The organism is Providencia sp. R33 (genome assembly GCF_019343475.1).
Lineage (GTDB): Bacteria > Pseudomonadota > Gammaproteobacteria > Enterobacterales > Enterobacteriaceae > Providencia.
The window spans coordinates 4,596,955-4,608,350 of record NZ_CP072453.1 but is presented as its reverse complement, the minus strand read 5'-3'; the positions used below and the strand labels follow the sequence as shown (position 1 = coordinate 4,608,350).

Below are 11,396 nucleotides of genomic sequence, written 5' to 3'. Positions count from 1 at the left end.
CCCTAAATAGTTTGAGTTGTAGCTAGGCGGCAAGCGGAATCATCCCTATGAGCATACATAAATATGTGATTAGGGTGGTTTTGTGCAGCCAACACCGCTACAGCTCAAAATATAACGGGTAAGAGAGGATGAAATGGGTAAACTAGCACTCGCTGCAAAAATAACACACGTCCCATCCATGTACCTATCTGAACTACCAGGTAAAAACCATGGGTGTCGCCAAGCCGCTATCGATGGTCATAAAGAAATCAGCCGTCGTTGCCGTGAATTAGGCGTGGATACCATTATTGTTTTTGATACCCACTGGTTAGTGAACAGCGCGTATCACATCAACTGTGCCGATCATTTCAAAGGTATTTATACCAGTAATGAACTTCCACATTTCATTCGCGATATGGAATATGAATATGATGGCAACTCTGCCTTAGGCCAGATGATTGGTGAAGAGGCTCGCAAGCTCGGTGTTCGTGCTCAAGCGCATGAAATTCCAAGCTTAACTCTCGAATATGCCACCTTAGTTCCAATGCGCTATATGAATAGCGACCGTCACTTTAAAGTGATTTCAATCTCTGCATTTTGTACGTCACATAGCTTTGAAGACAGCCGCAAGTTAGGCGAAGCCGTCCTCACTGCCATTGAAAAATACGATGGTACGGTAGCGGTATTAGCCAGTGGTTCGTTATCACACCGCTTTATCGATGACCAAAAAGCGGAAGATGGCATGAATAGCTACACCCGTGAATTTGATGAGCAAATGGACAAACGTGTCGTCAAATTATGGCGTGAAGGCCGTTTCCAAGAGTTCTGCAAAATGCTACCTGAATACGCGGACTACTGCTATGGCGAAGGCCATATGCATGACACAGTTATGTTACTTGGCATGTTAGGTTGGGACAAATATGCCGAGCAAGTGGAAATCTTAACCGATTTATTCGCCAGCTCTGGCACAGGGCAGCTCAATGCTGTGTTCCCGCTGCCAAGCTATATCACTGATAAGCAAACGGAAACTGCGTAAGGAGTTGTTATGCCACATTTTTATGCAGAATGTACCGAAAATATCCGTGAAGAAGCTAAGCTTCCCGAGTTATTTGCCAAAGTCAATGACGCCCTTGCGGGTACCGGTATTTTTCCATTAGGCGGCATTCGTAGCCGTGCAATTTGGTTAGATACATGGCAAATGGCAGACGGTAAACATGATTATGCTTTCGTGCATATGACGCTAAAAATTGGTGCAGGTCGCTCCCTCGAAGATAGGCAAAAAACGGGGGAAATGCTTTTCGACCTGATCAAAGCGCATTTTGCAGATTTAACAGCAAAACGCCTATTAGCCCTGTCATTTACCATGGAAGAGCTTGACCCTGTATTAAACTACAAACAAAACAACGTTCACGCCTTATTCAAAGCGTAATCGTTGAGCGCAAAAAACGAGGGCACGATGGTCAAAAGTTTCGATAAACACATCCCACACTGGTTGATTCCATTATTAGGATCATTGGTAGCATTTGGGCCATTGTCTATCGATATGTACCTTCCTGCCCTGCCCCAGATGGGCATTGCTCTTCATGCAACACAAGGGCAAATGCAGTATACCCTCGGGGCATTTTTTGCGGGTTTCTGTGTGGGCATGCTGTTTTACGGCCCACTCAGTGACCTACTGGGTCGGCGAAAAATGTTGTTAAGTGGGCTGGCTATTTTTACTGTGGCAAGCCTGTTATGTGCCCAAGCGACTGATGCCAACACCTTGATTATTTTCAGGGCGCTACAAGCGTTTGGTAGCGGTGCCGCCATCGTGATGGCAAGGGCAATCGCGCGGGATGTTTACCCTGCAAATGAATTACCGAAAGTGCTGTCATTGATGACGTTAGTCACCATGATTGCGCCGTTGTTAGCTCCTTTACTGGGCGGCTTCTTATTAATTCATTTCCAGTGGCAGGCAATTTTTTATCTGTTGGCGTTAGTTGGTTTGATTTCGGTGAGTGCTATTTTCCTGCTGTTACCCGAAACGTTAGTCCACCAACGTACATCAGAGAATTTACTTTGTGTGGCGTTTAAAAACTACACACAGGTGCTCACAGACCGAGAAGCACTGAGCATTATCGGCACCATGGCCTTCTCTTTTGCCGGAATGTTTGCCTTTATCAGTGGTTCACCGTTTGTGTACATCAACTATTTTGGGGTATCTGAACAGCATTATGGCTTGTTGTTCGGCTGCAATATTTTGGGGATGATTGTGATGTTATTGCTGAACGTGAAACTGCTAAAAATTTACAGTTTAACGCGCATACTCACCATGCAAAGTGGCTTCCAACTAGCATTTGGTCTGCTTTTGCTACTTTTTTACCAACAAAATCTCCCCATAATTGTTATTCTTGTGGTGCTGTTCCTATCGATGGTCAACGCTATCGGCACCAACAGTTTGTCACTGTTACTGCAACATCGCGGCAAAATTGCTGGCAGTGCAAGCGCACTTGCGATTTCAATTCAATTTGCATTAGCAGCGCTCGCCAGTGTTGCAGTTTCTGTCTTACAGGATGAATCCCCTTTTGCTATGGCACTTGTGATGGCGATTTGTGCTGGATTAAGTTTTACGAGCCAACGTCTATCGGCTAAAAACATCCGCCCACAAATCCAATCCGTGTCTTCGGAGAAAAACGAAAAATGAGCATAAACACCAATTCTACATTATTCCGCCAACAGGCTTACATTAACGGTCAATGGGTTGATGCCCAAGACAAAAGTGTGTTTGAGGTGACTAACCCTGCGGATAACACGGTGATTGCCAAAGTCAGCAATGTGGGCGCAGTAGAAACCCAACGCGCTATCGAAGCAGCCGAAAAAGCCTTGCCCGCTTGGCGTGCAAAAACTGCTAAAGAGCGTAGCCAAATCTTAAATAAATGGTTCCGTTTAATGATGGATAACCAAAAAGAGTTAGCGCAACTGCTAAGCGCAGAGCAAGGCAAATCGATGACAGAATCGATGGGTGAGATTGCTTACGGTGCTAGCTTTATTGAGTGGTTTGCTGAAGAAGGTAAGCGTGTTTACGGTGAAAGCATTCCATCACCATTACCAGGTCGCCGCCTTGTGACCATCAAACAACCTGTGGGCGTTGTCGCGGCTATCACACCGTGGAACTTCCCGAATGCGATGATCACGCGCAAAGTGGGCCCAGCCCTTGCGGCAGGCTGTACGATGGTGCTGAAACCTGCGGCTGAAACTCCACTGTCTGCCCTTGCGCTAGCCGTTCTTGGCGAAGAAGCGGGCATTCCTGCTGGGGTGTTTAATATTGTTCCAGGCACTGACGCACCAGCTATTGGTGGCGTGATGACCTCAAGCCCAATCGTGCGCAAGCTGACATTCACTGGCTCAACCCGTATTGGTAAATTATTGATGGAACAGTGTGCCAACACAGTGAAAAAAATGTCATTAGAACTTGGCGGTAACGCACCGTTTATTGTGTTTGATGATGCCGATTTAGACGCGGCAGTTCAAGGTGCTTTAGCCGCGAAATTCCGTAATAGCGGCCAAACTTGCGTATGTGCAAACCGCATTTTAGTGCAAGAGGGTGTTTATGATGAGTTTGCAGCTCGCTTAGCCAAAGCGGTTAACGCACTCAAAATTGGCCCTGCAACACAAGCCGATTCCCAACAAGGCCCATTAATTAACCAAGCGGCTATCGACAAAGTTTCCGAGCACATTGCGGATGCTGTTTCTCATGGGGCAAAAGTGATTGCTGGCGGCAAAGTAGCAAGTTTAGGTGGCTTGTTCTTTGAACCTACTGTTATCACTGGCGTGACAAAATCCATGAAAGTTGCCAAAGAAGAAACCTTTGGCCCATTAGCACCTTTATTTAAATTCCGTGATGAAGAAGAGGCTATCGCCCTTGCCAATGACACTGAATTTGGCTTGGCATCTTATTTCTATTCACGGGATATCGGCCGTATCTACCGCGTTGCTGAAGCATTAGAAAGCGGCATGGTGGGTATCAACGAAGGCATTATTTCGAATGAAGTCGCCCCATTTGGTGGCATTAAGCAGTCTGGACTGGGGCGTGAAGGTTCGCGCTACGGGATTGAAGATTATCTGGAAGTGAAATACCTCTGCTTTGGCGGTCTTTCTAACTAGTTAATTAGCAGACTATTTTTCAAAAAATCGCAGATAAAACCTAAGCTCGAAGTATAACTTGAACGGATGATTTTAAATCCAAATTGTTAGCTCTAAATAATTCGAGTGAGAACAAGGCAGTTAACGTAGTTCTCACTCGAAGTATGACGAGCTGAGGTACAAAAGGAAAATAAGATGTTACAGAAAGACATAATCTTGCAAATAGCACAGCGTCTAAATCAAGCGGAGAAAAGCCGTGAGCAGATCCGCCAGATTTCTTTAGATCACCCTGAAATGACGATCGACGATGCTTATGCCGTTCAAAAAGAATGGGTTGGGTTAAAAATCGCTGAAGGGCGTGTGCTTAAAGGCCATAAAATTGGGCTAACATCAAAAGCGATGCAGGCCAGCTCACAAATTGATGAGCCAGATTACGGTGCGCTACTTGATGATATGTTTTTTGATGATGGCTGTGACATCCCAACCGACCGCTTTATCGTACCGCGCATTGAAGTTGAACTCGCGTTCGTTTTAGCAAAACCACTGCGTGGGCCAAACTGCACTATTTTTGATGTTTATAACGCCACTGACTATGTGATCCCCGCACTTGAGCTGATCGATGCCCGTTGCCATAACAATGATCCTGAAACTAATCGCCCACGTAAAGTGTTCGATACTATCTCAGATAACGCCGCAAACGCCGCGGTTATTTTAGGCGGACGCCCAATTAAACCACGCGATTTAGATATGCGTTGGATCAGCGCCCTGCTTTATCGCAATGGTGTCATTGAAGAGTCAGGTGTTGCGGCAGCAGTGCTGAATCACCCTGCCAATGGCGTTGCATGGTTAGCCAATAAATTGGCGCCACATAATGTTCAACTTGAACCCGGCCAGATCATTCTTGGGGGTTCATTTACCCGCCCTGTTCCTGCACGTAAAGGCGATGTATTCCACGTCGATTACGGCAATATGGGCTCTATAAGCTGCCGTTTTGTATAAGGAAATCACGATGGACATCTTAGAAAATAAATTTAAAAAAGCGTTAAAAAGCGGCCAACCTCAAATTGGTTTATGGCTAGGTTTATGCAGCCCATATAGTGCCGAGTTGTTAGCGGGCGCGGGCTTTGACTGGTTGTTGATCGATGGCGAACATGCACCGAATAATGTGCAAACGACATTATCGCAATTGCAAGCGATCGCCCCTTACCCATCACAACCTGTTGTTCGCCCACCGTGGAATGATCCAGTGATCATAAAACAACTGTTGGATATTGGCGCGCAAACTTTATTGCTACCAATGGTACAAAACGCCGAACAAGCGAAGCAAGCTGTACGCGCAACACGCTACCCACCAGCAGGGATCCGCGGTGTTGGCAGTGCATTGGCTCGCGCTTCTCGCTGGAATCGCGTTCCTGATTACCTCACTCGTGCCAACAATGAAATGTGTGTGATCGTACAGGTCGAAACCCGTGAAGCAATGAATAACCTCCCTGAAATCTTAAAAGTTGAAGGTGTTGATGGTGTGTTTATTGGCCCTGCGGATCTCAGTGCAGACATGGGCTTTTCAGGCAATCCGAATCACCCTGAAGTCAAAGCCGCAATCGAAAAAGCGATTGTGCAAATTCGTGCTGCAGGACTTGCCCCTGGCATCTTAATGGCAGCCCCTGAGGTTGCGGAACATTATCTGAAACTCGGCGCATTGTTTGTTGCTGTCGGGGTAGATACCACGCTGTTAGCACGGACCGCAGAAGCCCTTGCCGCAAAATTTGGCAAAACGGTCTCGGAAGTGACATCCAGCACACCGAGTGTTTACTAACTAAGTCAGCTCATTTAGATAACTTTTTACCCTACAGACAAACGGTTTATCTAAATGAGTGAAATATTAAAATCGCAATAAAGGGCAGACACCACCATGACTGCCTCATCGTCCCTTGTACCTATAATAATTTTCAGAAGAAAGAATTGAGGGCCCTACAATGAGTAATCAACAACTTGCAAGCACTAACCCTGCTGATCAACATAAAAATTTAACCGAGCCCCAGCAGCGGGTAATTAATAAATTATTCAAACGGCTGATCGTCTTTTTATTCGTGCTGTTTGTCTTCTCTTTCTTAGATAGGATCAATATCGGCTTTGCAGGTCTCACCATGGGGAAAGACATCGGTCTAACCTCAACCATGTTCGGTTTAGCCGCCACCTTGTTCTATGCCACTTACGTTATTTTTGGTATCCCAAGCAATATTATGTTGGGGATTGTTGGTGCGCGTCGCTGGATAGCCACCATCATGGTACTTTGGGGGATTGCTTCAACGGCGACCATGTTTGCCACGGGACCGACAAGCTTGTATGTCCTGCGGATGTTAGTGGGTATCGCTGAAGCCGGCTTCCTTCCGGGGATTTTGGTTTACCTCACTTACTGGTTCCCTGCCTATTTCCGTGCCCGTGCTAATGCCCTATTTATGATTGCGATGCCTGTCACCATGGCGTTCGGTTCATTGGCTTCTGGCTATATTTTAGGGATGGATGGCATTTTAGACTTAAAAGGCTGGCAGTGGTTATTCCTGCTTGAGGGCTTCCCATCCGTCATTCTCGGTGTTTTAGTTTGGTTCTATCTTGATGATTCACCGAAGAAAGCAAAATGGCTGACACAAGAAGATAAAGACACACTGCAAGAAATGATGGATAAAGACCAACTGGAGCTCGTACAGCCGCAGGGGTCAAAAAGCCACAGTGCCCTGCAAAATACCAGTTTATGGAAAGAGATTTTCACCCCTGTTATTTTGATGTATACCGTCGCTTATTTCTGTTTAACCAATACGTTAAGTGCAATCAATATTTGGACGCCACAAATCATGCAGAGCTTCAACCAAGGCAGCAGTAATGCCATGATTGGTCTGCTTACCGCGATACCGCAATTCTGTACGATTTTGGGGATGATCTACTGGAGCCGCCGTTCAGATAGGTTGCAAGAACGGAAAATGCATACCGCCTTACCGTATTTATTCGCCGCGGCTGGTTGGGTTCTCGCCGCAATGACGAGCCATCCAATCATTCAATTGATTGGTATTATCATGGCATCAACGGGTTCATTTACCGCGATGGCCGTATTCTGGACAACCCCAGACCAATCCATCAGTTTACGTGCTCGTGCCATCGGTATTGCGGTTATCAACGCGACAGGTAATATAGGTTCTGCCGTCAGCCCATTACTCATTGGCTGGCTGAAAGACCAAACTGGCAGCTTCAACTCTGGCTTATATTTTGTCGCAGGTTTACTGGTCGTCGGTGCGTTGTTAGTCATGGTTATTCCAATGAAAAACTCACGCCCAAGAGCAACGCCTTAATATTTTAATGATTCGAATGTTTTGAATGTCTTAATAATTTATGCTGCATAATAATTATTAAAGGGTGTCAGTAATATATTTGTATCCAAACTGCTACAAGCCGAAAACGTGGGGATGCCCAAAATAGTTCGGCTTGTAGCTAGGCGGCAAACGACGATATCTCGAGGAGCATACATAAGTATGTGACCCGAGTAACGGAGTGTAGCCAACAACGCTACAGGTCGAAAACGTGGGGATGCCCAAAATAGTTCGGCTTGTAGCTAGGCGGCAAACGACGATATCTCGGGGAGCATACATAAGTATGTGACCCGAGTAGCGGAGTGTAGCCAACAACGCTACAGGTCGAAATATGAAGGGCATGATTACAAATATAGATATTAGTACCGACTACGACGAAACCCAAGGCACCGACGACGTCCACTACCAAACCTTCGGCAACATGGCTGCCTTTTTTGGTCGCGACATGCAGGCGCATCGTCATGATGGTTTCTTCCAGTTGCACTATTTGGTCACTGGCCACATTACCTTGCAGCTTGACGAGTCACGCTATTCAGTTCAAGCACCGCTGTTTATTTTAACACCACCGTCTGTCGCCCATGCTTTTTTTACTCAAGAAGACACGGATGGTCATGTGCTTACTGTGCGCCAAGATCTTATCATGCCGCTATTAGAGTCCCTTTATCCTGCTCACCCTGACTTGGTGGATATTCCTGCTATTTGCTTGTCTGCTGCTGACAAACCCGAAGATATTGATACTTTCAATCACTATTGGGCATTAATGGCGCGTGAATCAGCGAACAGCTTCGTGGGGAAAACTCAGGTTTTATCCTCTTTAGCCCAAGCCCTATTTACCTTTCTGTTAAGATCTATTCCTTTAGATGAACACCCGACTAGCGGCGTTAGGGGCGAACATCGCTTGTTCCAGCGGTTTAACCAATTGATTGACTTGCATTATCATGAGCACCTCGCTGTGCCTGACTATGCAAAAAAACTGGGTATCACAGAATCTCGCCTCAAAGATATGTGCCGACGATTTGCGAATCGCCCGCCAAAACGGCTTATTTTTGACCGTATTTTACGTGAGGCAAAGCGATTACTTATTTTTTCAGACAGCCCTGTTTCTGAAATTGCCTACCAGCTTGGGTTTAAAGACCCTGCTTATTTTGCTCGTTTTTTTAACCGATTAGTCGGTTCCTCACCAAGCACTTGGCGTGAACAAAATATCCATTAACCGACTCAACTTTTCCTTCCTCCGAAAAATTTTTATTACCGTTGAATTGTTCAGCGGTAATGTCATTTAATTTTACATATTAAAAACATTTTTATCTCTTATCAGTTTTGTTTTAATTTTCTTGTTTTTACATAACAAGAATAACAAAAAGTGAAATTGCAGACTAAATTTCAACCATAAAAATTTAATTACTAACATTTTTATTAATATATAAATAAACTTTAAGATTATGTTATTTAAGTAATTTCAATTAAAAATAATAATTACATTAATATTAAAACATCGGTAAGATCACATTTCTTTTATAAACATTCGATTCCAACGAAAAGTACCAGCGAACCTTTCGAAAGTCTCTTTAAAATCGACTCGGAAAGCGATTCAATTAAGAAACAGAAAACAAACATAAAATTAACATATTTCGCTTGCACCTTTGTCCCCTATCAATGCAAGCCCTCATTGTGAGATAACGAGGTAGACATGAAACCAGAAGATTTTCGTTCAGACGCTAAACGCCCTTTTAATAGCCAAGAATACTTAAAAAGCCTACAAGATGGCCGTGAAATTTATATTTATGGCGAACGCGTAAAAGATGTCACCACTCACCCTGCTTTTCGTAATTCAGCGGCTTCCATAGGACAGTTATATGATGCGCTCCATGATAAAACGACTCATGACCAGCTTTGCTGGAACACCGACACAGGTAACGGTGGATACACGCACAAATTCTTCCGTTTCGCAAAAAGCGCAGATGAATTACGCCAACAACGTGATGCCATCGCAGATTGGTCACGCCAAAGCTACGGATGGATGGGACGCACTCCAGACTATAAGGCGGCATTCGCCAGCTGTTTAGGTGCCAACCCTGAATATTATGGCCAGTTCGCAGATAACGCGCGCAATTGGTACAAACGCATTCAAGAAAGCGGCTTGTATTTTAACCATGCGATTGTTAACCCACCGATTGATCGCCATAAGCCTGCCGATGAAGTGAAAGACGTTTATATCAAACTCGAAAAAGAAACTGATGCAGGTATTATCGTCAGTGGCGCAAAAGTAGTTGCGACCAACTCAGCGCTAACACACTATAACTTTATCGGTTTTGGTTCCGCGCAAGTGATGGGCGATAACCCTGACTTTGCCCTGATGTTTGTTGCACCAATGGATGCCGACGGTGTGAAATTAATTTCTCGCGCATCTTATGAATTAGTGGCAGGCGCAACTGGCGCACCATTTGATTACCCACTTTCTAGCCGTTTCGATGAAAATGATGCCATCTTAGTGATGGATCATGTATTAATTCCATGGGAAAACGTCCTGATTTACCGTGACTTTGACCGTGCACGTAACTGGGCAGTACAAGGTGGGTTTGCACGTTTATTCCCATTACAAGCTTGTGTCCGCTTAGCGGTTAAATTAGACTTCATTACCGGATTGTTACAAAAAAGTTTAGAATGTACAGGTGTTATTGATTTCCGTGGTGTACAGGCTGATCTGGGTGAAGTGGTTGCATGGCGTAACCTGTTCTGGTCATTGACTGATGCAATGACTTCAGAAGCGAAAGCATGGGAAGGCGGCGCATTCTTACCTGATACTCAAGCTATCCAGACTTACCGTGTTATGGCACCAATGGCCTACACAAAAATTAAAAATATCATTGAAAGTAACGTAACGAGTGGGCTGATTTACTTACCATCCAGCGTTCGTGATATGAACAACCCAGAAATTGATAAGTACTTAGCAAAATATGTACGCGGTTCAAACGGAATGGATCACGTCGAACGTATTAAGATCCTCAAACTCATGTGGGATGCAATTGGAAGTGAGTTTGGTGGCCGCCATGAACTGTATGAAATTAACTATGCAGGTAGCCAAGACGAAATTCGTCTGCAATGTCTGCGTCATGCACAAGGTTCTGGCAACATGAAAGCTATGACAGATATGGTTGATCGCTGCTTATCAGATTACGATCAACATGGATGGAAACGTCCACACCTGTATAACAACAATGATATTAATCAGTTAGATTCGCTGCTGAAATAATCAGTAGCAGGAGGTCAATATGTCTTTAGAAAATGAACATCGCCTGCGTTTCAGAGATGCGATGGCAAGTCTCGGTGCAGCAGTGAATATAGTCACCACGGATGGCACTGAAGGTCGCTGTGGAATTACAGCAACCGCAGTCTGTTCAGTTACAGACACGCCACCCACTTTGATGGTATGTGTGAACCGCAATAGTGCAATGAATGCGGTCTTTCAAAAGAATGGCCGCCTGTGTGTGAATGTGCTTAGCCATGACCAAGAAGAGTTAGCGTGCCATTTTGCGGGAATGAAAGGTTCCACAATGGAAGAGCGTTTTAGCTGGAATGTGTGGGACAACGGTCTTTTGCAGCAACCTTTACTGAAAAATGCCCTTGCCAACCTCGAAGGTGAAATCACCCAAGTGCAGGATATTGGTACGCACTCTGTCTACATGGTTGAAATGAAACAAATCATTGTGAATGATACAGGGCACGGGTTAGTTTACTTTAAACGTAAATTCCACCCTGTTGTGCATCAAATTCTTGAGCCTACGGCTTAACGGATAATCTAATACATCATAGCCCCCTAACCGGGGCTTTTTTATTTAATTAAACATAATAATTGTAATTATCTCAATTAAATTCCACCTAGTGAGATTGGATATATATTCTATACTTTTCACTTTAAACAATATAATAATT

The 11,396-nt window shown here is 44.7% G+C and carries 10 protein-coding genes; all 10 read left to right on the top strand.

The window, feature by feature from the left end:
- Positions 1-133 precede the first annotated feature (133 nt).
- The 10 genes from hpaD to hpaC all read left to right on the top strand — a co-directional run bounded on the left by hpaD (position 134) and on the right by hpaC (position 11,254).
- Entirely contained in the window at positions 134-1,015 is an 882-nt protein-coding gene (gene hpaD / locus J6836_RS21365) for a 3,4-dihydroxyphenylacetate 2,3-dioxygenase (protein WP_219245819.1), read from the top strand.
- A gap of 9 nt (positions 1,016-1,024) precedes the next feature.
- Positions 1,025-1,408 carry a 5-carboxymethyl-2-hydroxymuconate Delta-isomerase gene (locus tag J6836_RS21360; protein ID WP_219245818.1) on the top strand — a complete coding sequence of 128 codons (384 nt, stop codon included), beginning with the start codon at positions 1,025-1,027 and terminating at the stop codon, positions 1,406-1,408.
- A gap of 27 nt (positions 1,409-1,435) precedes the next feature.
- Positions 1,436-2,662 carry a Bcr/CflA family multidrug efflux MFS transporter gene (locus J6836_RS21355; protein ID WP_219245817.1) on the top strand — a complete coding sequence of 409 codons (1,227 nt, stop codon included), beginning with the start codon at positions 1,436-1,438 and terminating at the stop codon, positions 2,660-2,662.
- On the top strand, positions 2,659-4,122 hold the full coding sequence (locus J6836_RS21350; RefSeq protein WP_219245816.1) for an NAD-dependent succinate-semialdehyde dehydrogenase: 1,464 nt from the start codon (positions 2,659-2,661) through the stop codon (positions 4,120-4,122). The genes J6836_RS21355 and J6836_RS21350 overlap by 4 nt, the downstream gene beginning before the upstream one ends.
- 174 nt (positions 4,123-4,296) lie before the next feature.
- Complete coding sequence (gene hpaH / locus J6836_RS21345; RefSeq protein WP_219245815.1) at positions 4,297-5,100, top strand: 2-oxo-hept-4-ene-1,7-dioate hydratase; 804 nt, start codon at positions 4,297-4,299, stop codon at positions 5,098-5,100.
- 10 nt (positions 5,101-5,110) lie between these two features.
- The gene (gene hpaI, locus J6836_RS21340) at positions 5,111-5,917 is read left to right on the top strand and encodes a 4-hydroxy-2-oxoheptanedioate aldolase (RefSeq protein WP_219245814.1); all 807 of its coding nucleotides are present in this window, start codon (positions 5,111-5,113) and stop codon (positions 5,915-5,917) included.
- A gap of 160 nt (positions 5,918-6,077) precedes the next feature.
- Positions 6,078-7,445 (top strand): 4-hydroxyphenylacetate permease, encoded by a 1,368-nt coding sequence (gene hpaX / locus J6836_RS21335; protein ID WP_219245813.1) that lies wholly within the window; start codon positions 6,078-6,080, stop codon positions 7,443-7,445.
- A 349-nt stretch (positions 7,446-7,794) separates the two neighbouring features.
- Positions 7,795-8,676 (top strand): 4-hydroxyphenylacetate catabolism regulatory protein HpaA, encoded by an 882-nt coding sequence (gene hpaA / locus J6836_RS21330; protein ID WP_219245812.1) that lies wholly within the window; start codon positions 7,795-7,797, stop codon positions 8,674-8,676.
- A gap of 477 nt (positions 8,677-9,153) precedes the next feature.
- Positions 9,154-10,716: a 4-hydroxyphenylacetate 3-monooxygenase, oxygenase component gene (gene hpaB, locus J6836_RS21325; protein ID WP_219245811.1), complete on the top strand. Its 1,563-nt coding sequence runs from the start codon at positions 9,154-9,156 to the stop codon at positions 10,714-10,716.
- Between the two features lie 19 nt (positions 10,717-10,735).
- On the top strand, positions 10,736-11,254 hold the full coding sequence (gene hpaC, locus J6836_RS21320; protein WP_219245810.1) for a 4-hydroxyphenylacetate 3-monooxygenase, reductase component: 519 nt from the start codon (positions 10,736-10,738) through the stop codon (positions 11,252-11,254).
- Positions 11,255-11,396 lie beyond the last annotated feature (142 nt).

Coding starts and splice junctions, on each gene's coding strand:
- hpaD (WP_219245819.1), top strand. CDS start 134: ATGGGTAAACTAGCACTCGCTGCAAAAATAACACACGTCCCATCCATG.
- J6836_RS21360 (WP_219245818.1), top strand. CDS start 1,025: ATGCCACATTTTTATGCAGAATGTACCGAAAATATCCGTGAAGAAGCT.
- J6836_RS21355 (WP_219245817.1), top strand. CDS start 1,436: ATGGTCAAAAGTTTCGATAAACACATCCCACACTGGTTGATTCCATTA.
- J6836_RS21350 (WP_219245816.1), top strand. CDS start 2,659: ATGAGCATAAACACCAATTCTACATTATTCCGCCAACAGGCTTACATT.
- hpaH (WP_219245815.1), top strand. CDS start 4,297: ATGTTACAGAAAGACATAATCTTGCAAATAGCACAGCGTCTAAATCAA.
- hpaI (WP_219245814.1), top strand. CDS start 5,111: ATGGACATCTTAGAAAATAAATTTAAAAAAGCGTTAAAAAGCGGCCAA.
- hpaX (WP_219245813.1), top strand. CDS start 6,078: ATGAGTAATCAACAACTTGCAAGCACTAACCCTGCTGATCAACATAAA.
- hpaA (WP_219245812.1), top strand. CDS start 7,795: ATGAAGGGCATGATTACAAATATAGATATTAGTACCGACTACGACGAA.
- hpaB (WP_219245811.1), top strand. CDS start 9,154: ATGAAACCAGAAGATTTTCGTTCAGACGCTAAACGCCCTTTTAATAGC.
- hpaC (WP_219245810.1), top strand. CDS start 10,736: ATGTCTTTAGAAAATGAACATCGCCTGCGTTTCAGAGATGCGATGGCA.